The 21,747-nt window shown below is 53.1% G+C and carries 18 protein-coding genes; 9 read left to right on the top strand and 9 right to left on the bottom strand.

Annotated features, from left to right (window positions below; all coding sequences use genetic code 11):
• Positions 1-2 precede the first annotated feature (2 nt).
• The gene (locus tag ABIE10_RS14835) at positions 3-386 is read right to left on the bottom strand and encodes a DUF4751 family protein (RefSeq protein ID WP_016155677.1); all 384 of its coding nucleotides are present in this window, start codon (positions 384-386) and stop codon (positions 3-5) included.
• A gap of 600 nt (positions 387-986) precedes the next feature.
• On the opposite strand from ABIE10_RS14835, the gene polB reads away from it, so the two are divergent.
• The 3 genes from polB (at position 987) to rluA (ending at position 7,093) form a co-directional block, all read left to right on the top strand.
• Positions 987-3,338 carry a DNA polymerase II gene (gene polB, locus ABIE10_RS14830; protein ID WP_429156164.1) on the top strand — a complete coding sequence of 784 codons (2,352 nt, stop codon included), beginning with the start codon at positions 987-989 and terminating at the stop codon, positions 3,336-3,338.
• 177 nt (positions 3,339-3,515) lie between these two features.
• Entirely contained in the window at positions 3,516-6,422 is a 2,907-nt protein-coding gene (gene rapA, locus ABIE10_RS14825; protein ID WP_101700374.1) for an RNA polymerase-associated protein RapA, read from the top strand.
• An 11-nt stretch (positions 6,423-6,433) separates the two neighbouring features.
• Positions 6,434-7,093 carry a bifunctional tRNA pseudouridine(32) synthase/23S rRNA pseudouridine(746) synthase RluA gene (rluA, locus tag ABIE10_RS14820; RefSeq protein ID WP_235117100.1) on the top strand — a complete coding sequence of 220 codons (660 nt, stop codon included), beginning with the start codon at positions 6,434-6,436 and terminating at the stop codon, positions 7,091-7,093.
• A 94-nt stretch (positions 7,094-7,187) separates the two neighbouring features.
• Here the strand turns inward: rluA and djlA are convergent, their stop codons facing one another.
• Positions 7,188-8,003, bottom strand: coding sequence for a co-chaperone DjlA (gene djlA, locus ABIE10_RS14815; RefSeq protein ID WP_429156161.1), 816 nt, complete (start codon positions 8,001-8,003; stop codon positions 7,188-7,190).
• Between the two features lie 343 nt (positions 8,004-8,346).
• Between djlA and lptD the strand changes: the two genes are divergently transcribed.
• The 6 genes from lptD to apaH are packed head-to-tail and all read left to right on the top strand — an operon-like array spanning position 8,347 to position 15,092.
• Positions 8,347-10,707, top strand: coding sequence for an LPS assembly protein LptD (gene lptD / locus ABIE10_RS14810; protein ID WP_316147050.1), 2,361 nt, complete (start codon positions 8,347-8,349; stop codon positions 10,705-10,707).
• A 53-nt stretch (positions 10,708-10,760) separates the two neighbouring features.
• Positions 10,761-12,047 (top strand): peptidylprolyl isomerase SurA, encoded by a 1,287-nt coding sequence (gene surA / locus ABIE10_RS14805; RefSeq protein WP_131380614.1) that lies wholly within the window; start codon positions 10,761-10,763, stop codon positions 12,045-12,047.
• Positions 12,047-13,039 carry a 4-hydroxythreonine-4-phosphate dehydrogenase PdxA gene (pdxA, locus tag ABIE10_RS14800; protein WP_429156158.1) on the top strand — a complete coding sequence of 331 codons (993 nt, stop codon included), beginning with the start codon at positions 12,047-12,049 and terminating at the stop codon, positions 13,037-13,039. The genes surA and pdxA overlap by 1 nt, the downstream gene beginning before the upstream one ends.
• A complete protein-coding gene (gene rsmA, locus ABIE10_RS14795; RefSeq protein ID WP_003018865.1) occupies positions 13,032-13,853 on the top strand; it encodes a 16S rRNA (adenine(1518)-N(6)/adenine(1519)-N(6))-dimethyltransferase RsmA in 822 nt (273 codons plus the stop codon). Before pdxA ends, rsmA begins: the two co-directional genes overlap by 8 nt.
• Before the next feature lie 2 nt (positions 13,854-13,855).
• On the top strand, positions 13,856-14,233 hold the full coding sequence (gene apaG / locus ABIE10_RS14790) for a Co2+/Mg2+ efflux protein ApaG (RefSeq protein ID WP_003018867.1): 378 nt from the start codon (positions 13,856-13,858) through the stop codon (positions 14,231-14,233).
• A gap of 10 nt (positions 14,234-14,243) precedes the next feature.
• Positions 14,244-15,092: a bis(5'-nucleosyl)-tetraphosphatase (symmetrical) ApaH gene (gene apaH, locus ABIE10_RS14785; RefSeq protein ID WP_429156155.1), complete on the top strand. Its 849-nt coding sequence runs from the start codon at positions 14,244-14,246 to the stop codon at positions 15,090-15,092.
• A gap of 94 nt (positions 15,093-15,186) precedes the next feature.
• Here the strand turns inward: apaH and folA are convergent, their stop codons facing one another.
• From folA to ABIE10_RS14750, 7 genes are all read right to left on the bottom strand, one after another.
• On the bottom strand, positions 15,187-15,666 hold the full coding sequence (gene folA, locus ABIE10_RS14780) for a type 3 dihydrofolate reductase (protein ID WP_016151662.1): 480 nt from the start codon (positions 15,664-15,666) through the stop codon (positions 15,187-15,189).
• Between the two features lie 198 nt (positions 15,667-15,864).
• On the bottom strand, positions 15,865-17,727 hold the full coding sequence (gene kefC / locus ABIE10_RS14775) for a glutathione-regulated potassium-efflux system protein KefC (RefSeq protein ID WP_016151661.1): 1,863 nt from the start codon (positions 17,725-17,727) through the stop codon (positions 15,865-15,867).
• On the bottom strand, positions 17,720-18,250 hold the full coding sequence (kefF, locus tag ABIE10_RS14770) for a glutathione-regulated potassium-efflux system oxidoreductase KefF (RefSeq protein ID WP_016151660.1): 531 nt from the start codon (positions 18,248-18,250) through the stop codon (positions 17,720-17,722). Before kefF ends, kefC begins: the two co-directional genes overlap by 8 nt.
• Before the next feature lie 103 nt (positions 18,251-18,353).
• Positions 18,354-18,587, bottom strand: coding sequence for a YgdI/YgdR family lipoprotein (locus ABIE10_RS14765; protein WP_003018880.1), 234 nt, complete (start codon positions 18,585-18,587; stop codon positions 18,354-18,356).
• Positions 18,588-18,677: 90 nt separating this feature from the next.
• Complete coding sequence (locus ABIE10_RS14760; protein ID WP_016151659.1) at positions 18,678-20,021, bottom strand: MFS transporter; 1,344 nt, start codon at positions 20,019-20,021, stop codon at positions 18,678-18,680.
• 109 nt (positions 20,022-20,130) lie between these two features.
• Positions 20,131-20,418 (bottom strand): ferredoxin-like protein FixX, encoded by a 288-nt coding sequence (fixX, locus tag ABIE10_RS14755; protein ID WP_000203736.1) that lies wholly within the window; start codon positions 20,416-20,418, stop codon positions 20,131-20,133.
• Complete coding sequence (locus tag ABIE10_RS14750; protein ID WP_047358345.1) at positions 20,415-21,701, bottom strand: FAD-dependent oxidoreductase; 1,287 nt, start codon at positions 21,699-21,701, stop codon at positions 20,415-20,417. Before ABIE10_RS14750 ends, fixX begins: the two co-directional genes overlap by 4 nt.
• Positions 21,702-21,747: the final 46 nt, after the last annotated feature.

The following is a 21,747-nucleotide window of genomic DNA, read 5'->3' as shown; positions in this document are numbered from 1 at the left end:
GGTTATTCCTTTATATATTCCGCAAACGCACTTCGATACACACAGTTATTAGCACAAACGTATTTAATCACGTTGTCATAATGTCCCTGCGCCTCTTCACCATCCAGTGAATGAAAGAAAATGTAATCTGTAATCGTTGACTGCCAGCGCTGTCCATTCAACAGATAATTAATCACAGTATCACGATGACCATTTATTCTGTCATGCCCTTGCCAGTGAAAGAAAGCATTCCCACGTTCAATAACCTCAGTACGCCAAATTTGACCTGACCACGTTCTATACTCAATATATTGACTTACTGATTTAATTGTAGGGTTAGATAACTGAGTATTAACAAATAAATAGTGGTCATATCCTACCTGTAACGCCTGAGTATAAATATCCATAATAGGCCTCCATAACACTACGCACCCAAGCTATTGATATAAAACACCCGAGCTATCTGATGAATAAAATTATATTCAGCGATAAAAATCAAATTATACAGAGAGATATTCCCGACGAAATCGAACCGAAAATCCGTTTTTATCCAGACAATAGCAAGCCATAAAAATATATTATATTCAACCTGGTAACCCGAGTGTTTGATTAAAATAGTTACACTAACCATGAATAAAAACAAATAAAAAAAATAACCATTTTTCCTGAACCGAGGGATGAGTAACAAAACCGTACGAGCACGATTCCGAAAATGACATAAAAATCCTGAAACGGACTTCCAATTTATGAAACAAATATAATTACAAAAGAATAATAGATACAAATAGCCATGACAGGCCAATAAAATAATTCAAGGAAGAGTTTTCAATTAAGGCATTCATTTATTAAATACCAAACTCTATCCTGTAACACTTTTACTGCGGAGGGCATTTTACTGTTACTGTCACAATAACTGCCCGCAGCTCTCATTTTTAACTGTACAAAATAACAGTACAATCGTGTAAACCAGGCTATAATAATGCCTGGTTTTTTAATGGGTACGCAGCGTGGCGCAGGCAGGCTTTATTTTAACCCGGCACTGGCGGGACACCCCGCAGGGAACTGAGGTCACATTCTGGCTGGCTACGGACGACGGGCCGCTACAGGTCACGCTCGCGCCTCAGGAGTCGGTCGCGTTTATTCCTGTCAGTCAGGTTCCTCGCGTAGCGTCATTATTACGCAATGAAAACGGCTATCGTCTGACGCCGCTGCAATTGCAAGACTTCCACCGCCAGCCTGTTTCCGGCCTGTATTGCCGCTCACATCGCCAGCTTATGCGGCTTGAAAAGCTGCTGCGTGAAAACGCAATTACCGTCTACGAGGCCGACGTGCGTCCGCCGGAACGGTATCTGATGGAGCGTTTTATCACCTCACCTGTGTGGGTTGAAGGCGACAGACATAACGGTACGCTGGTTAATGCCCGGTTGAAGCCGAACCCTGACTATCGACCGCCGCTGAAATGGGTCTCGCTGGATATCGAAACCACGCGCCACGGCGAACTCTACTGTATCGGCCTTGAAGGCTGTGGGCAGCGTATTGTCTACATGCTCGGCCCGGCAAACGGCGATGCCTCAGCGCTGGATTTTGAACTTGAATATGTCGCAAGCCGCCCGCAGTTACTGGAAAAGCTCAACGACTGGATTGCCCGTCACGATCCTGATGTGGTAATCGGCTGGAACGTCGTGCAATTCGATTTACGCGTCCTGCAAAAGCATGCTGAACGTTACCGCATTCCCCTGCGTTTTGGCCGTGACAATAGCGAGCTGGAGTGGCGCGAACATGGCTTCAAAAACGGCGTATTCTTCGCGCAGGCTAAAGGTCGCCTGATTATCGACGGCATTGAGGCGCTTAAATCCGCATTCTGGAATTTCTCATCCTTTTCACTGGAAACGGTGTCACAGGAGCTGCTGGGCGAAGGGAAGTCGATAGATAATCCCTGGGACAGGATGGACGAAATAGATCGCCGGTTTGCCCAGGATAAGCCCGCACTCGCCACCTACAATCTCAAAGACTGTGAGCTGGTCACGCGTATTTTTCATAAAACCGAGATCATGCCATTTTTGCTGGAACGATCGACGGTAAACGGCCTGCCGGTCGACCGGCACGGCGGTTCCGTTGCCGCCTTCGGCCATCTCTACCTACCGCGAATGCACCGGGCGGGCTATGTGGCACCGAATATGGGGGAAGTTCCCGCGCACGCCAGCCCCGGTGGCTACGTGATGGACTCGCGCCCGGGTTTGTACGACTCCGTGCTGGTGCTGGATTACAAAAGCCTGTACCCGTCAATTATTCGTACTTTTTTGATCGATCCAGTGGGACTTATCGAAGGGATGGCACAGCCGGATCGGGAACACAGTACCGAGGGGTTCCTTGACGCCTGGTTCTCACGCGAAAAGCACTGTCTGCCGGAAATCGTTACCCAGATCTGGCATGGGCGTGATGAAGCCAAACGCCGCGGCAATAAGCCGCTCTCACAGGCGCTGAAAATCATCATGAACGCGTTTTACGGCGTGCTTGGCACCACCGCCTGCCGCTTTTTCGACCCGAGGCTGGCTTCGTCTATCACCATGCGCGGTCACGCGATCATGCGTCAGACCAAAGCGCTGATTGAGGCTCAGGGTTACGACGTCATCTATGGCGACACCGACTCCACCTTTGTCTGGCTTAAAAAGGCGCACTCGGAAGACGATGCGGCCCGGATTGGTCGGGAGCTGGTGAGCTATGTCAACAACTGGTGGGCGCAATCGCTGCAGCAGCAAAACCTGACCAGCGCGCTGGAGCTGGAATTTGAAACCCACTTTTGTCGCTTTCTGATGCCGACCATTCGCGGTGCAGATACCGGCAGCAAAAAACGCTACGCCGGAATGATTCAGTCAGGTGCTGAGCAACGCATGGTATTTAAAGGTCTGGAAACGGTACGCACCGACTGGACGCCGCTGGCCCAGCAGTTTCAGCAGGAGCTGTACCTGCGAATTTTTCGTAACGAGCCTTATCAAGAGTTTGTTCGCGAGACTATCGACCGTCTGATGGCGGGTGAACTGGATGAACACCTGGTGTACCGCAAACGCCTGCGCCGCCCGTTGAGCGAATACCAGCGGAATGTTCCGCCGCACGTTCGCGCCGCGCGGCTCGCCGATGAGCAGAATGTCAAACCGGGGCGTCCACAGCAGTATCAGAATCGTGGCACGATTAAATATGTCTGGACGATAAATGGACCTGAACCTGTTGATTATCAGCAATCTGCACTTGATTACGAGCATTATCTGACCCGCCAGATCCAGCCGGTTGCCGAGGGAATTCTTCCCTTTATTGACGATAATTTTGCTACACTACTCACAGGACAACTGGGGTTATTTTGACGCGTGACGAAACCGCCGCCATCCAGTACCATAGCGCCCTTTCCATTCCTGGACCCATTTAACACCCCTACCACTGATTTATTAGCCTGGTAGCGGGGTCGTATGCTCTCAATAACGGGGACTAGCCCGGAAAATGACGAGTATTGCCTGCAATTAAAGATATAGAGCCGAACATATATGCCTTTTACACTTGGTCAACGCTGGATCAGCGATACAGAAAGCGAATTGGGACTTGGTACTGTTGTCGCCATGGATGCGCGAACCGTCACTTTACTTTTCTCATCGACGGGTGAAAACCGTCTGTATGCGCGCAGTGATTCCCCCGTGACCCGCGTGATGTTCAACCCTGGCGACACGATAACGAGCCATGAAGGCTGGCAACTGCATGTCGATGAAGTAAAAGAAGAAAACGGCCTGCTTGCCTATATCGGAACCCGCCTTGATACCGAAGAAACCGGTGTAACGCTGCGTGAAGTGCTGCTCGACAGCAAACTGGTTTTCAGTAAACCCCAGGATCGCCTGTTTGCCGGCCAGATTGATCGTATGGACCGCTTTGCGCTGCGCTATCGCGCACGTAAATTTCAGAGCGAGCAGTACCGTATGCCGTGGAGTGGCTTGCGTGGTCAACGTACCAGCCTGATCCCCCACCAGCTCAACATTGCCCATGATGTCGGCCGTCGTCATGCCCCTCGCGTGTTGCTGGCAGACGAAGTGGGTTTAGGTAAAACCATTGAAGCAGGGATGATCCTGCATCAACAGCTGCTGTCAGGCGCCGCGGAGCGCGTGCTGATCATCGTCCCGGAGACGTTACAACACCAGTGGCTGGTCGAAATGCTGCGTCGTTTCAACCTGCGCTTTGCGCTGTTTGATGATGAGCGTTATGCCGAAGCGCAGCACGATGCCTACAACCCGTTTGAAACCGAACAGTTGGTTATCTGTTCGCTGGACTTTGCCCGTCGCAGTAAACAGCGTCTGGAGCACCTGTGTGATGCCGAATGGGATCTGCTGATTGTCGATGAAGCCCATCACCTGGTGTGGAGCGAAGACGCGCCCAGCCGTGAATATATGGCCGTTGAACAGCTGGCAGAGCGCGTACCAGGCATCCTGCTGCTGACCGCAACGCCGGAACAGCTGGGCCTGGAAAGCCACTTTGCGCGCCTGCGCCTACTGGATCCAAGCCGCTTCCACGATTTCGCCCAGTTTGTTGAAGAACAGAAAAATTACCGTCCGGTCGCCGACGCCGTCGCCATGTTACTGGCTGGCAACAAGCTGAGTAACAATGAGCTGAACATGTTAGGTGACATGATTGGCGAACAGGACATTGAGCCGTTACTGCAGGCGGCAAACAGCGACAGCGAAGACGCCCAGAGCGCGCGTCAGGAGCTGGTTTCGATGCTGATGGACCGCCACGGCACCAGCCGCGTGCTGTTCCGAAATACCCGTAACGGTGTGAAAGGCTTCCCGAAACGCGAGCTGCATACCATCAAATTGCCGTTGCCAACCCAATACCAGACGGCCATTAAAGTCTCCGGCATTATGGGCGCGCGTAAGAGTGCGGAAGACCGCGCGCGCGACATGCTCTACCCGGAGCAGATTTATCAGGAATTCGAAGGCGACACCGGCACCTGGTGGAACTTTGACCCGCGCGTGGAATGGCTGATGGGCTACCTGACCAGCCACCGCTCGCAAAAAGTTCTGGTCATCTGCGCGAAAGCCACCACTGCGCTTCAGCTGGAGCAGGTTCTGCGCGAGCGCGAAGGTATCCGCGCCGCCGTGTTCCATGAAGGGATGTCGATCATTGAACGTGACCGCGCTGCGGCCTGGTTTAGCGAAGAAGATAGCGGCGCCCAGGTGATGCTGTGCTCTGAAATCGGCTCCGAAGGACGTAACTTCCAGTTCGCCAGCCATCTGGTGATGTTTGATCTGCCGTTCAATCCGGACCTGCTGGAACAGCGTATTGGCCGTCTGGACCGTATTGGTCAGGTGCATGATATCCAGATCCACGTTCCATACCTGGAAAAAACCGCGCAATCCGTGCTGGTGCGTTGGTACCACGAAGGTCTGGATGCGTTCGAACACACTTGCCCGACCGGACGTACCATCTATGACACGGTATATAACAATCTGATCGGCTACCTGGCTGAGCCAGAAAACACCGATGGCTTTGACGATCTGATCAAAACCTGTCGCGAACAGCATGACGCGCTGAAAGCACAGCTGGAGCAAGGTCGCGATCGCCTGCTGGAGATCCACTCTAACGGCGGCGAAAAAGCGCTGGCGCTGGCTGAGAGTATTGAAGAACAGGACGACGATACCAGCCTGATCGCCTTCGCCATGAACCTGTTTGATATCGTTGGTATTAATCAGGATGACCGTGGCGACAATTTGATCGTACTGACACCGTCCGATCATATGCTGGTGCCGGATTTCCCTGGGCTGCCGGAAGATGGCTGTACCATTACGTTTGAGCGTGATGTTGCCCTGTCGCGTGAAGACGCGCAGTTTATTACCTGGGAGCATCCGCTGATCCGTAATGGTCTGGATCTGATCCTCTCCGGCGACACCGGAAGCAGCACCATTTCTTTGCTGAAAAACAAAGCATTACCAGTCGGTACACTGCTGGTTGAACTGGTCTACGTCGTTGAAGCGCAAGCGCCAAAACAGCTGCAGTTAAACCGCTTCCTGCCGCCAACCCCGGTACGCATGCTGCTGGACAAAAACGGCAACAACCTTGCCGCGCAGGTTGAATTCGAAACCTTTAACCGTCAGCTCAGCGCCGTTAACCGCCACACCGGCAGTAAACTGGTCAACGCCGTACAGCAGGATGTGCATGCCATTCTGCAACTCGGTGAAGCGCAGGTAGAAAAATCGGCCCGCGCGCTGATCGACGCGGCGCGCAAAGAAGCGGACGAGAAGCTGACGGCTGAACTCTCCCGTCTGGAAGCGCTGCGTGCCGTTAACCCGAACATCCGTGATGACGAACTCAGCGCCATTGAAAGCAATCGTCAGCAGGTGATGGAAAGCCTGGATCAGGCGGGATGGCGTCTGGATGCCCTGCGCCTGATTGTCGTGACGCATCAGTAACGGAGCCTGACATGGGGATGGAAAACTATAATCCGCCGCAGGAACCCTGGCTGGTTATCCTGTATCAGGATGAGCACATTATGGTGGTCAACAAGCCGAGCGGCTTGTTGTCCGTGCCGGGTCGTCTGGATGAACACAAAGACAGCGTGATGACGCGTATTCAGCGCGATTATCCGCAGGCTGAATCCGTACATCGTCTGGATATGGCAACCAGCGGCGTGATTGTAGTAGCGCTAACTAAAGCGGCAGAGCGCGAGCTAAAGCGCCAGTTTCGCGAACGCGAGCCGAAGAAACAGTATGTCGCACGCGTCTGGGGACATCCCGCTCCGGCCGAGGGGCTGGTTGATTTACCGCTGATTTGCGACTGGCCGAATCGGCCAAAGCAGAAAGTGTGTTATAAGACCGGAAAATCGGCGCAGACCGAGTATGAAGTGGTGGAGTTCGCGGAAGATAACACCGCCCGGGTCGTGCTCAAACCCATTACCGGACGCTCCCACCAGTTGCGTGTGCATATGCTGGCATTAGGGCATCCGATTCTGGGCGACCGCTTCTACGCCCCGCCACAGGCCCTGGCGTTAGCGCCGCGCCTGCTGCTGCACGCAGAGATGTTAACTATCACGCATCCCGAATACGGCAACAGTATGACGTTTAAAGTTCCGGCAGATTTTTAAACGCAGGCCCCATTTAGGCCGGGTGCTTCGCTTGCCCGGCCTACATTCATTAACGTAGGCCGGATAAGGCGCTAGCTGCCATCCGGCATAACGATTATTTAAAGCCTTTCTGTTCTTTAATTAGCTCGTAAGCTTTTTGAATTTCCTGCGCTTTTTGCTTCGCCATTTCCATCATTTCTGGCGGCAGGCCTTTCGCCACCAGTTTGTCCGGATGGTGCTCGCTCATCAGCTTACGGTATGCGCGCTTAATGGTGGTCGCATCATCGGTCGCTTTCACACCCAGCACATTGCAGGCGTCTTCCAGCGTCGGACCGCGTTGCGCCTGCTGCCAGCCACCGCCGCCGGACTGCTGCTGATATCCGCCGCCAAACTGGGCGCCGCCCTGCATCATGCGCAGAAACTGATCAAATTGGGTACGTGAGATCCCCAACTCTTCAGCAATCACATACAGCACTTCACGCTCGTTCGGATGCAACGACCCATCGGCAAAAGCTGCCTGGATCTGAATCTCCAGAAACATGCGGATCAGATCGAAGCGACCAAAACAGACGCTGCGAAACTGACGCATTTTTTCACGTAATGGGTAATTGTCCGATTTTCCCACCCGGAAGGCATGTTGCGCGGCGGTACGCGAGTCGCCGTGCAAATTCATTCGATCCATCAATTGACTGGCGATATGGATATCGGCTTCCGTGACGCGACCTTTGGATTTGGTCAGATGCCCCATCACCTCAAAAGTGGTGGCAAAAAACAGCGCCTGGCGTTCACGCTGGTTGGCAAACCACGCCATTTTGCGCATGCGGGCTTTGTCGAACATGTGGCCAATTAACAGGCCCAGAACCACACCCCAGAAGCCGCCGCCCATCATTAAGGCCACGGCGACACCAATTATCTTTCCCCAATACTGCATAGACTCCCCAAATCTTTCTGCTCTCAGCCAGGATATGTCCCACAATATAAGGTGCTTTTACCGATTTACGGCTGCGGTCAATTGTGGGACATCGCCTATAATTTGCATTATCATACCTGTCATTCTATGCCGTGCCTAACACCACAAACGCTATACCCGTTGGATTTCGAGTTGCAACAAGGCGGCAACGCAGTGACCAATTCATCTGGAACGAAGATGCAGCTTGAAAGGTGGCGGGATAAAATGGGCAGGATTAATACTAGCGAAGTGAAGATGAGATAAGTTAGGCTGTGACCGTTTGTCACGCGCGACGCTACTGATGATGGAACAATAAATACAACGTATGAAAAAACGTATTCCCACTCTTCTGGCCACCATGATTGCCAGCGCCCTCTATAGCCATCAGGGTCTGGCAGCCGATCTCGCCTCACAGTGTATGCTGGGCGTGCCAAGCTATGACCGTCCTCTGGTACAGGGCGAGACTAATGAATTACCCGTCACCATCACTGCTGACAACGCGAAAGGGAATTACCCGGATGACGCGGTGTTTACCGGCAATGTGGACATCGCACAGGGTAACAGCCGCCTGCAGGCCGACGAAGTGCAGCTTCATCAGAAGCAGGCAGAAGGCCAGCCGGAGCCAGTTCGTACCGTCGATGCGCTGGGCAATGTCCATTATGATGACAATCAGGTTATTCTGAAGGGGCCGAAGGGCTGGTCTAATCTGAATACCAAAGATACCAACATCTGGGAAGGTGATTATCAGATGGTAGGTCGTCAGGGGCGCGGAAAAGCCGATCTGATGAAGCAGCGTGGGGAAAACCGCTATACCATTCTGGAAAACGGTAGCTTCACCTCTTGTCTGCCAGGTTCCAATACCTGGAGCGTCGTCGGTAGCGAAGTCATTCACGACCGTGAAGAACAGGTCGCAGAGATCTGGAACGCCCGTTTTAAACTGGGTCCGGTTCCGGTCTTTTACAGTCCTTATTTACAGTTACCCGTCGGCGATAAGCGTCGCTCTGGTTTCCTGATCCCGAACGCAAAATACTCTACCAATAACTATTTTGAGTTCTATCTCCCGTATTATTGGAACATTGCGCCCAATATGGACGCCACCATCACGCCGCATTATATGCACCGTCGTGGCGGTATCATGTGGGAGAACGAATTCCGCTACCTCACCCAGGCGGGTGCAGGTCTGATGGAGTTCGACTATCTGAATTCCGATAAAGTGTACGAGGATGAACATCCGAAGGATGACAATTCCCGCCGCTGGCTGTTCTACTGGCAACACTCTGGTGTGATGGATCAGGTGTGGCGTTTCAACGTTGACTACACCAAGGTCAGCGATTCCAGCTACTTTAACGATTTTGATAATAAATACGGTTCCAGTACTGACGGCTACGCCACGCAAAAATTCAGCGTCGGCTATGCGGTACAAAACTTTGATGCGACGGTTTCGACCAAGCAGTTCCAGGTCTTTGACGATCAGAACAAAAGTAGTTATTCCGCCGAACCGCAGTTAGACGTTAACTTTTACCAGAATGACGTCGGTCCGTTTGATACCCGTATCTATGGTCAGGCAGTTCATTTTGTGAACACCACGGATAATATGCCGGAAGCGACGCGTGTTCACCTTGAACCAACAATTAATCTGCCGTTGTCGAATAACTGGGGAAGTATCAATACCGAAGCGAAACTGCTGGCAACGCACTATCAGCAGACTAACCTGGATTGGTACAACAGCAACCCGAGTAACGTTAACAAGCTCGATGATTCCGCCAACCGCGTCATGCCGCAGTTTAAAGTTGACGGCAAGATGATCTTCGAGCGCGATATGAACATGTTAGCGCCGGGCTATACCCAAACGCTGGAGCCCCGTGCGCAGTACCTGTATGTACCGTATCGCAACCAAAGTCATATCTATAACTATGACTCGTCCCTGCTGCAATCTGACTACAGCGGCCTGTTCCGTGATCGTACCTATGGCGGTCTGGACCGCATCGCGTCTGCCAACCAGGTAACGACCGGGGTCACATCTCGCGTTTATGATGACGCGGCCGTTGAACGTTTTAATATTTCTGTGGGTCAAATCTACTATTTCACCGAGTCTCGCACCGGCGATGACCATATCGAATGGGAGAATGACGACAAAACGGGCTCATTGGTATGGGCAGGTGACACCTACTGGCGCATCTCCGAACGCTGGGGTTTACGCAGTGGGATCCAGTACGATACCCGTCTGGACAGCATCGCAACCAGCAACAGCAGCATCGAATATCGTCGCGACGAAAACCGTATGCTGCAATTGAACTACCGTTATGCCAGCCCGGAGTATATTCAGGCTGCAGTGCCTTCCCGTGATGTGACTAAACCACAATATGAAAACGGGATTTCACAGGTGGGTGCGGTAGCAAGCTTCCCGATCGCTGACCGCTGGTCGATTGTCGGGGCTTACTACTTTGATACCAACGTGAACAAAGAAGCGGATTCCATGCTGGGTCTGCAGTACAACTCCTGCTGTTACGCCATTCGCTTCGGCTACGAACGTAAGCTGAACGGCTGGGATGACACTCAGAAACATGCAGTTTATGACAACACGATCGGCTTTAATATCGAACTACGCGGCCTGAGTTCTAACTACGGTCTCGGCACCAACCAAATGTTGCGTTCTAACATTTTGCCGTATCAAAGCTCTTTATGATCTGATTGATTTACAACGTAATCCGCTTTGCGGTTAATTGAAATGGAAAAAGTATGAAGAACTGGAAAACGCTGCTTCTCGGTATCGCCATGATCGCGAATACCAGTTTCGCTGCCCCACAGGTAGTCGATAAAGTCGCAGCCGTCGTCAATAACGGCGTCGTTCTGGAAAGCGACGTCGATGGCTTAATGCAGTCAGTAAAACTTAATGCGGGTCAGGCTGGTCAACAGTTACCGGACGACGCCACGCTGCGTCATCAGATCCTGGAACGTTTGATCATGGATCAAATCCTCCTGCAGATGGGTCAGAAGATGGGTGTTAAAATCTCTGACGAGCAACTGGATCAGGCGATTGCCAACATCGCCAAGCAAAACAACATGACGCTGGATCAGATGCGCAGCCGTCTGGCACAGGATGGCTTAAGCTATTCGACCTATCGTAACCAAATCCGCAAAGAGATGACCATCTCTGAAGTGCGTAACAGCGAAGTTCGCCGTCGCGTTACTATCCTGCCTCAGGAAGTGGATGCTCTGGCGCAGCAGGTCGGCAACCAAAACGATGCCAGCACCGAGCTGAACCTGAGCCACATCTTGATCCCATTACCGGAAAACCCAACTTCTGACCAGGTTAACGCGGCTGAAAGTCAGGCGCGCTCTGTTGTTGATGAAGCGCGTAACGGTAGCGATTTCGGCAAACTGGCTATCACCTATTCCGCTGACCAGCAGGCGCTGAAAGGCGGCCAGATGGGTTGGGGACGTATTCAGGAGCTGCCGGGCATCTTTGCCCAGGCGCTAAGCACCGCGAAAAAAGGCGATATCATTGGCCCAATTCGTTCTGGTGTCGGCTTCCACATCCTGAAAGTTAACGATATGCGTGGTCAAAGCCAGAGCATCTCCGTGACTGAAGTTCATGCCCGCCATATTCTGCTCAAGCCATCGCCGATCATGACCGATCAACAGGCGCGTCTGAAGCTGGAACAAATCGCAGCTGATATTAAGAGCGGTAAAACAACCTTCGCGGCAGCGGCTAAAGAGTTTTCTCAGGATCCGGGTTCTGCCAACCAGGGCGGCGATCTGGGCTGGGCTGCAGCGGATATTTTCGATCCCGCCTTCCGCGATGCGCTGACCAAACTTCACAAAGGCCAGATGAGTACCCCGGTGCACTCCTCTTTCGGGTGGCATCTGATCGAGCTGCTGGACACGCGTAACGTTGATAAAACTGACGCGGCGCAGAAAGACAGAGCTTATCGTATGCTGATGAACCGTAAATTCTCGGAAGAAGCTGCGACCTGGATGCAGGAACAGCGCGCCAGCGCCTACGTTAAAGTTCTGAGCAACTAATGACTCGTATTCAACGCGTTGTGATCACTCCCGGCGAACCCGCCGGGATTGGCCCGGACCTGGTGGTTCAGCTCGCCCAGCGTGAGTGGCCTGTAGAACTCGTTGTCTGTGCGGATGCCGCACTCCTCAGTGACCGGGCAGCAATGCTCGGTTTACCGCTTTCACTCCTCCCATACTCTCCAGATACCCCAGCCAGACCGCAATCAGCAGGTACGTTGACGCTGTTGCCGATTGCTCTGCGGGCGCCTGTTATCGCGGGTCAGTTGGCGGTAGAGAACGGACAATATGTGGTGGATACGCTGGCTCGCTCCTGCGATGGTTGTCTGCAAGGTGAGTTTGCGGCGCTGATTACCGGTCCGGTACACAAGGGCGTAATCAATGACGCAGGCGTCCCGTTTACCGGACATACCGAGTTTTTTGAAGAGCGCTCACAGGCGAAGAAAGTCGTCATGATGCTGGCGACTGAAGCGCTGCGCGTTGCCCTGGCAACCACTCATTTGCCGCTCAGAGCCGTTGCCGACGCCATTACGCCTGCTCTGCTTAAAGAAGTGATCGGTATTTTGCATCATGATTTGCGCACCAAGTTTGGCATTGCCGATCCGCATATTTTGGTGTGCGGTCTTAACCCGCATGCCGGTGAAGGTGGTCATATGGGAACGGAAGAGATAGAAACCCTCATTCCGGTCCTTGATGAACTGCGTGCGCAGGGGATGAAATTAAACGGCCCGCTGCCCGCAGATACGCTGTTTCAGCCCAAATATCTCGACCACGCGGATGCCGTGCTGGCAATGTACCACGATCAGGGTCTCCCCGTGCTAAAATACCAGGGATTTGGTCGCGGTGTGAATATCACGCTGGGCCTGCCCTTTATTCGCACATCCGTCGATCACGGCACCGCGCTTGAACTTGCGGGTCGTGGGCAAGCAGATGTCGGCAGTTTTATTACGGCGCTTAATCTCGCCATCAAAATGATTGTTAATACCAATGAATAATCGAGTCCATCAGGGCCACTTAGCCCGTAAACGTTTCGGGCAAAACTTCCTCAACGATCAGTTTGTGATCGAAAGTATTGTCTCTGCTATCAACCCGCAGAAAGGTCAGGCTATGGTCGAAATCGGCCCGGGCCTGGCAGCGTTGACCGAACCTGTAGGCGAACGCCTGGACAAGCTCACGGTCATTGAGCTGGACCGCGATCTCGCCGCCCGCCTGCAAACACACCCGTTTTTAGGGCCGAAGCTGACGATTTATCAGCAAGATGCCATGACCATGAACTTCGGCGAACTCGCACAAACGATGGGTCAGCCGCTGCGCGTATTCGGCAACCTGCCGTACAACATCTCCACGCCGCTCATGTTCCATCTTTTTTCCTATACTGATGCCATCGCCGACATGCATTTCATGTTGCAAAAAGAGGTGGTCAACCGTCTGGTTGCAGGGCCAAACAGTAAAGCGTATGGTCGATTAAGCGTCATGGCGCAGTATTACTGCAATGTGATCCCGGTACTTGAAGTGCCGCCATCCGCATTTACGCCTGCGCCTAAAGTCGATTCCGCCGTGGTACGTCTGGTCCCTCACGCGACAATGCCGTACCCCGTTAAAGATGTTCGTGTGCTGAGCCGTATTACCACTGAAGCGTTTAATCAGCGTCGCAAAACGGTACGTAATAGTCTCGGTAACCTGTTTAGCGTTGAAGTACTAACAGAGCTGGGCGTTGATCCGGCGATGCGAGCGGAAAATATCTCTGTCGCGCAATACTGTCGGATGGCTAACTATCTGTCAGAAAACGCGCCATCGAAGGAGAGTTAAACATGATCAATTCGCCCCGAGTGTGCATTCAGGTACAAAGCGTCTACATTGAGGCGCAATCCTCACCTGATGATGAACGTTACGTTTTTGCTTATACCGTGACTATCCGCAATTTGGGGCGAGCGCCTGTGCAGCTGTTGGGGCGTTATTGGTTGATCACCAATGGTCATGGCCGTGAAACCGAAGTTCAGGGCGAAGGCGTGGTTGGCGTTCAGCCCCACATCGAACCTGGCGAAGAGTACCAGTACACCAGCGGTGCGGTGATTGAAACACCGCTGGGCACCATGCAGGGTCATTACGAAATGATCGATGAGCAAGGGATCGCCTTTACCATCGACATTCCCGTGTTCCGACTCGCCGTTCCTACACTCATTCATTAAAACAATAGCTATGGCAACATACCTCATTGGCGACGTTCACGGTTGTTACGATGAACTGGTAGCCTTGCTGCACCAGGTTGACTTTAATCCAGAACAAGACACCTTATGGCTCACCGGCGATCTGGTCGCGCGTGGGCCAGGGTCGTTAGACGTTTTGCGCTACGTTAAATCGCTGGGCGACAGCGTGCGGTTAGTCCTCGGTAATCACGATTTACACCTGCTGGCCGTGTTTGCTGGCATCAGCCGTAATAAACCGAAAGACCGGCTCACGCCGCTGCTTGAGGCACCGGATGCTGACACGCTGCTTAACTGGCTACGTCGCCAGCCGCTGTTGCAGGTTGATGAAGAGAAGAAACTGGTCATGGCGCATGCAGGGATTACCCCACAGTGGGATCTGCAGACGGCGAAGGACTGTGCTCGCGATGTTGAAGCCGTGCTGTCGAGCGACTCTTATCCATTCTTCCTTGATGCCATGTACGGCGACATGCCAAATAACTGGACCCCGGAGCTGACGGGGCTGGCGCGCCTGCGTTTTATTACCAACGCGTTTACCCGCATGCGTTACTGCTTCCCCAACGGTCAGTTGGACATGTACAGCAAAGAGTCGCCAGAAGATGCGCCTGCCCCGCTGAAGCCGTGGTTTGCCATTCCTGGGCCTGTCAGTGAAGCCTATAGCATTGCATTCGGGCACTGGGCATCGCTGGAGGGCAAAGGCACACCAGAAGGTATTTACGCGTTAGATACGGGGTGTTGCTGGGGCGGGGATCTCACCTGTCTACGCTGGGAAGACAAACAGTACTTTGTACAGCCATCAAATCGCCATCTGAGTCTGGATCCCGGCGAGGCCGTCAACGCCTGATAGTCGTCTGCCGGATGGCGGTGCTTACACCTTATCCGGCAAACGAATGTGCAATCTGTAGGCCTGATTAGCGCAACGCCATCAGGCATCCACATTAACGACGTTCCAAAATCTCGAAGCAGTAGCTGTGGGAGTTTTGCGCGTCAGCATCGTGGAATTCACTGAACACCGATTCCCAGTCATCCGGTTCGTAGTCCGGGAAATGCGTATCCCCTTCAACTTCCGCATCAATGTGTGTCAGATACAGTTTCTGCGCTTTCGGCAGGAACTGCTCATACACACGCCCACCGCCAATAACCATGATTTCAGGTTCATCGCCACAGGCCGCGATCGCTTCCTCAACAGACTTCACCCACTGCACGCGATCGTCGGTGCCAGGCTTGCTGCTGATGACGATATTTTTGCGCCCTGGCAACGGTCGCCCGATGGATTCCCACGTGTGGCGTCCCATGACAACCGGCTTGTTTAAGGTATTACGTTTAAACCAGGCGAGATCGGCAGGTAGGTTCCATGGCATGGCATTTTCCATACCGATGACGCGATCTACCGCTAACGCCGCAATCAGACTGATCATTGAATGTTTCCCGGATACAAAAAAATTGTCGCCACTATACGGAAAGCGCAATCTTTCGTCGACTGGCGGAAAGAGGATGAGCATGAAAATTTTCCGTTCTGCTGGCGAACCGACCTATTTAAGGTGGTACGCCAGCATTACAGTAGTTCAAAAACAGCCAATTAGCAGTAAAGTTTGCAGAACATCACATTTTTTACCCTATGCTGACGGTTTCACTTCCGGCTCATCGGCGACGTCGCCCGTATGCTTACCTTCATCCGTGCCTTGCCAGCCATGGCGTTGAATTAATGATAAGTGCTGACGATCTTCCGCAATAATTTCACTCAGCATTTCGCTGGTGCGTTTATATACCGCCGCGCGGGACGTTGCGTCATTTTCCCCTTTCACCATCTCCTCAACCATCAGCGTGTTGAAGCGGCGGAATACATCGGCCCGCTCACGCGCTTCATAGCGTCCAAGCCCAAGACCTTCCAGTGCCAGACGTCCGGTCTTCAGCGCGCCCTCAAAGGTTTCACGTTCCGGCATCTCCACGCCAGCCTGGCGCAGGCGAATGTAATGATCCACGTCGCGCGCACGGGCAATAATTTGCAGATGCGGGAAATACTGTTTCACCATTTCGGTCAGTTGCAGGCTGGTTTGCGGATCGTCAATGGCGTTAATAATAACTTCAGCTTTAGCTGCCCCGGCAGACTCCAGCAGATCCATCCGCGTCGCATCGCCATAGAAAACCTTCATGCCGAATTTACGCAGCGTTTCGATATGGTCCGGGTCATGATCAAGAACCACCATTTTGACCCCGCTTGACAACAACAGACGACCGGTTATCTGACCAAATCGCCCAAACCCGGCAATGATCACACGAGGTTGTTCCTCGTCGATTTCATCTGCTTCCCGCTCTTCACCGGTCGCCGATTTTTCCAGACGCGTCAGAATTACCAGTAAAATCGGCGTCGCCGCCATCGACAGCGCCACCGCCAGCGTCAGAGATTTCGCCCAATCAGGATCAAGCACGTTTGCCATTTGCGCCGCGCCAAACACCACGAAGGCAAACTCACTGCCCTGCCCTAATAACACGGCAAACCATCTGCGCTGCTTGTTCGGCACCTGTAAGGGTTTCGCTATCAGCCACAGCATGACGGTTTTGATAACCAGGAAACCGACCAACAGAATGATAATGCGCAAGGGATTATCAATCAGCGTACCAAAGTCGATAGACATCCCGACGCCGATGAAAAACAGTCCCAGCAGCAGCCCTTTAAATGGCTCGATATCGCTTTCCAGCGCGTGACGATACTCAGAGCTTGCCAGCAGCACGCCAGCCAGGAACGCCCCCATCGCCATCGACAGTCCAACCTCTTCCAACAGCAGACCGAAGCCAAAAACGAGGAACAGCGCAACGGCACTGAATACTTCCCGCAGGCCAGAACGAGCGACAAAACGCAAGGCCGGACGCGTCACATAACGCCCCAGCAACACCACCAGCACCAGGGCGCTCGCCACCTTAAGGGCGGAGAGCGCAAACGCCCCAAGCGTTGTCGATGCTCCGCTCGCCGCAAGTAATGGGATCATCGCCACCAGAGGAATAGCGGCGATATCCTGGAACAACAGCACGGCAAACGCGCTGCGTCCCATTTGCGAAACCATCAGGTTCCGCTCATTCATCGCCTGCATAGCAATAGCCGTGGAGGAAAGCGCCAGCGTCATGCCGATCAGTTCCGCTACCTGCCAGCGTAGGCCGAGGAACATACAGAACAAACCAATCAGACCGCCGCATACCACCATCTGCAGCGCACCACCACCGAACACCGAGGCCCGCAGTTTCCACAAACGTTGCGGATCCAGCTCCAGACCGATGACAAACAGCATCAACACCACGCCAATCTCGGCAAAATGCAGGATTGATTCAGCATCGGTCACCATCCTCAGGCCCCATGGTCCAATAATGCACCCTGCGATGAGATACCCCAGCACTGACCCTAGCCCCAGTCGCACGGCAATGGGGACAATCAGCGCCGCCGATCCGAGATAAATCAGCGCCTGTATTAGCGTATGGTTATCCATGATGAACCTCCTGCCACTCCAACAGACGCTGTTTGTAATGACGCGCCTGCGCCTGCAGAGTTTCATCATCACAGATAAACGTACAGTGCATCGCAAACGGCGGCAGCCATTTGAGCCCACAGTAGAGCGCCGTTGCCTGTAAGGGCTGGGAAAGCACATCAAATCCGGGGTGGGAGCCAATATCAAAGTGGTTTTCGCCGCCGCCGGTCGTCACTGCCCACAGCAGATGTTTACCGTGGAGCGCAGTCCCGCCGTGGCCATATGCCCAACCGTGTGAAAGGACCTTATCCATCCACAGCTTGAGTAAGGGAGGTGTGCTATACCATTGCATAGGATGCTGCCAGATAATCAAATCAGCGCGCGCCAGCGCATCCTGTTCAGCGGCAATATCGATATTGAAGTCGGGGTAAAGCTGGTAGAGCGAGCGGATCTCCACGCCCTCCAGCATCCTTGCCTGTTCAAGCATCCGCTTATTCGCATGCGAGTGCTGCGGATAGGGATGCGCATAAATGATGAGGATCATGATTAGCCTGTTTCACTGCATTATTGTAATAACAGTGAGTTTAGTCAGTTAATCCGCAGGCTAACAGTCAATATTATTGAGTGGTTGAATGGAGAAAACTGAACTAGTTATCCAGTTCGCTCATATCTTTAACCTGATCGCGGTTAATTTGTTCCGTCTTACCCGTTTGCGCATTTTTGTACGACACCAGGCCTGTATCATCATCAACTTGCGGTTTGCCGTCGGTCACGATTGTTTTGCCATCGGTCGTTTTAACCGCCTGGTTCGAGGAGCAACCGGCTACGGTGAACAGTGCTGCTGCGGTAAAAATAGAGGTGATCAGAATATGTTTTTGCATGGTGTTCTCCCTGCTTTTCAGTCGTTTTCAGTGATATACCCGTTAACTGTAGGCTAACTGACTGAGTTGCAGGGAAAATACAGAACACTCCTAATAACCCGTCCTGGTCACGGGTTTACTGCGGATCGTCATTTGGCTGGTTTGCGCCAGCGTCAGACCTCGCGTTTCCGGGGCGAAAGCGATGGACACGAGCAGGCCGATCAGCGAAATTCCCGCCCCCATCAACATGACATTACTGATCCCGTATTTGGTGATGAACACTGGCAGCGCCCAGGTTGAAACAATGGTGCCGATACGGCTTAAGGACATAATCACCCCGACGGCAGACGCACGAATATCAGTGGGAAACAGTTCGTTAGGGTATAGCCATTGCAGGTTTCCTGGTCCCCCAGAGAAAAACGCGTATACGGCAAACGCCAGCACCACCAGCCACGCGCCCATATCAGGGATTAACCCTAGAACGGCCAGCGCCAGCGTCATCATAATGAAGCTGCCAATTAACAGCGGTCGTCGGCCCGCGCTATTAAGCCAGAACATGGGAGGAATGCACCCCAACATAAAGCACAAGCTGATTACCACATTTCCCAACGCGGCGCTTTTCCCGGCACCAAGCCCCAGTAGCCCCACAATCTGCGGACCAAAGGTATAAATGGCAAACATCGGGATCACCTGACAAGTCCAGATAGCGGCGACAAACAGTACAAACGGGAAATGACGGCGATTAAATAGCTGAAGAAAGCGCGTCTCCTGCGGCGCTTCTTCGTCGAACACCACCGGTTCGCCGAACAGTTTGATCATCATCTCCTCACACTCTTTCACCCGACCTTTACGCAGCAGCCAGCGCGGCGATTCAGGAAGATCGAAACGCCCAATCAGGATCAAAATGCAGGGGATCACCGCGCTGCCCAACATCCAGCGCCATCCGCCCTCAACATCATACAACCAGTAGCCGACCAGATCGGCACAGGTGGCGCCGACATACCACATAGCGGCGATAAAACCGATGGAGAAAGCGCGCTGGCGGGTATTGGAGAACTCGGTAATCATCGAGGTGGCGATCGGGTAGTCGGCACCAATTACAATGCCGATCAGCACGCGCATTACCAACAGCTCAACGGGCGAGGAGACAAACATGGTTGCCGCCGATATCACGCCAATGGCGATAATATCGATAATGAACATTTTGCGCCGCCCGACCTTGTCGGAAATGTAGCCAAACAGCGACGTCCCCACAAACAGACCCGCGAGCGTACCGGCGCCCAGCAGACCAATCCACTGCGCATCCAGTTTCAATGCTGGCGTGAGCTGTTCCAGTGCCACGCCAATCATCACCAGCACATAACCATCCAGAAACGGCCCACCGCTTCCCCACAGCATTATCCGGCGGTGAATAGAGGTGAATTTGATGTCATCAAAGTTCCTGGGCTGCTGCATGGTTATGTCCTGTTTTATTTTAACTTAATGCCTGATGACGTTACGCTTATCAGGCCTACGCATTGTTCCTGTAGGCCGGATAAGGCGAAGCCGCCATCCGGCACCAGGTTTAGCCGTAGCGGAACTCCACGCCAAACGTCCCACGCGGGTATTCCCATTTTTCCAGCGCTGTATCCAGTCCGAGAATGCGGCACGTTCCGCATTCCAGGCATCCGGCATAATCAAAACGTACGCTACCGTCATCCTGCTTTTTATACAGGCCAGCCGGACAGGCCTTAATCAGCACCTCCAGCGCCTGTTTATCAGGATCGGTTTTGAGAATGATATGTGGACTGTCTTCATCCACATTGAACTTATTGACGCCCAGTTTGACGTCCACGTTGACGGGAGATGTCATAATACGGTCACTCCTTTCAGGCCATCTTTCATCAGGTTGATGAAGCCCACTTTCTTCGCATGGCGCAGGATTTTTTTACGCATTGGCACCGGTGCCGAACCATCCACGGTGAACAGGTCGCGCGCAATGCTGACCGCCATTTCCGGATAAGCGGTAAACATGCGTGGGTTATCAAGAAAAGCGGGTAGCTTCTGATACATGCGCATATCGCGCATCGGGCCTTCGTCCAGATGCTGACGGTATTCCCCCAGCGACTGCTTGCTAAAATCGTCGCGCTTCATTGCGGAAAGCACCGTTTTCGCCGCCGCTTCACCTGCGGATATGGCGAGATCCATACCGCGAATGGTAAAGCCGAGGTTCATACACATTCCGGCAGCGTCACCAGCAATCAGTACGCCGTCCCCCACCAGTTCTGGCTGCATGTTGATACCGGCTTCCGGTACGACGTGCGCGGCATATTCCACCAGCTTGCCACCGGCGATCAGCGGGGCAACCGCCGGATGTTGTTTGAAATCTTCCAGCATTTGCGGAACCGATTTTTTCGCATCTTTCAGATGATGAAGGCCGCAGACCAGTCCCAGAGAAAGGGTCGTTTCATTCGTATAGAGAAAGCCACCACCCATCAACCCATCGGTGGGCGATCCGGCAAACAGACAGGCAGCCCCTTCGTTCCCTTGTAACTGGAAACGATCTTCAATTACCGATTTCGGCAACTCGATCAGCTCTTTTACGCCGACGGCAACATGCGATGCCTCGACGCGCTTTGCCATACCCAACTTTTCAGCCAACAGAGAATTCACTCCGTCGGCAAGGATCACCACTTTGGCTTCCAGAATATCGCCATCGGCTTCCACGCCCACGACTTTGCCCTCGCGCTGCACAACGTTATCCACGCGGATACCAGTGATGAGCTGAGCGCCAGCTTCTTCGGCCTGTTCCATCAGCCAGGCGTCAAATTTACTGCGTAAGACAGAGTAAGAAACCTGCGACGATTTGGCGTCTTCGCCGTTGCAATAGTCGATGGTCATCGCCCCTTTGTCGGTCATAAAGGCGAGTTTTTCGTGGGTGATGATGCGTTCAATGGGGGCCTGCTCAGCAAAACCGGGAATGATGTTCTCCAGGCTATGCGCATACATGCGCCCACCGGTGACATTCTTCGCGCCAGCAGAATTGCCGCGCTCGATAACCAGCACCTGTGCGCCCTCCCGAGCCAGCACCAGCGCCGCAACCGAACCCGCCAGACCTGCACCCACGATGATGGCATCAAAGATATCTTCGGACATACGTACTCCTGTCAGCGGCAGGACACCTTCGCATCCTGCCCGAAAT

The sequence above is a fragment of the Citrobacter sp. 506 genome (assembly GCF_050434985.1).
Lineage (GTDB): Bacteria > Pseudomonadota > Gammaproteobacteria > Enterobacterales > Enterobacteriaceae > Citrobacter > Citrobacter braakii.
Note: the sequence above shows the minus strand (reverse complement) of the source record. Positions and strands in the feature narration are given on the sequence as shown.

Coding starts and splice junctions, on each gene's coding strand:
- kefF (WP_016151660.1), bottom strand. CDS start 18,250: ATGATCCTCATCATTTATGCGCATCCCTATCCGCAGCACTCGCATGCG.
- ABIE10_RS14835 (WP_016155677.1), bottom strand. CDS start 386: ATGGATATTTATACTCAGGCGTTACAGGTAGGATATGACCACTATTTA.
- rluA (WP_235117100.1), top strand. CDS start 6,434: ATGGGGATGGAAAACTATAATCCGCCGCAGGAACCCTGGCTGGTTATC.
- apaG (WP_003018867.1), top strand. CDS start 13,856: ATGATCAATTCGCCCCGAGTGTGCATTCAGGTACAAAGCGTCTACATT.
- pdxA (WP_429156158.1), top strand. CDS start 12,047: ATGACTCGTATTCAACGCGTTGTGATCACTCCCGGCGAACCCGCCGGG.
- fixX (WP_000203736.1), bottom strand. CDS start 20,418: ATGACATCTCCCGTCAACGTGGACGTCAAACTGGGCGTCAATAAGTTC.
- djlA (WP_429156161.1), bottom strand. CDS start 8,003: ATGCAGTATTGGGGAAAGATAATTGGTGTCGCCGTGGCCTTAATGATG.
- surA (WP_131380614.1), top strand. CDS start 10,761: ATGAAGAACTGGAAAACGCTGCTTCTCGGTATCGCCATGATCGCGAAT.
- rsmA (WP_003018865.1), top strand. CDS start 13,032: ATGAATAATCGAGTCCATCAGGGCCACTTAGCCCGTAAACGTTTCGGG.
- kefC (WP_016151661.1), bottom strand. CDS start 17,727: ATGGATAACCATACGCTAATACAGGCGCTGATTTATCTCGGATCGGCG.
- lptD (WP_316147050.1), top strand. CDS start 8,347: ATGAAAAAACGTATTCCCACTCTTCTGGCCACCATGATTGCCAGCGCC.
- ABIE10_RS14750 (WP_047358345.1), bottom strand. CDS start 21,701: ATGTCCGAAGATATCTTTGATGCCATCATCGTGGGTGCAGGTCTGGCG.
- folA (WP_016151662.1), bottom strand. CDS start 15,666: ATGATCAGTCTGATTGCGGCGTTAGCGGTAGATCGCGTCATCGGTATG.
- rapA (WP_101700374.1), top strand. CDS start 3,516: ATGCCTTTTACACTTGGTCAACGCTGGATCAGCGATACAGAAAGCGAA.
- ABIE10_RS14765 (WP_003018880.1), bottom strand. CDS start 18,587: ATGCAAAAACATATTCTGATCACCTCTATTTTTACCGCAGCAGCACTG.
- ABIE10_RS14760 (WP_016151659.1), bottom strand. CDS start 20,021: ATGCAGCAGCCCAGGAACTTTGATGACATCAAATTCACCTCTATTCAC.
- apaH (WP_429156155.1), top strand. CDS start 14,244: ATGGCAACATACCTCATTGGCGACGTTCACGGTTGTTACGATGAACTG.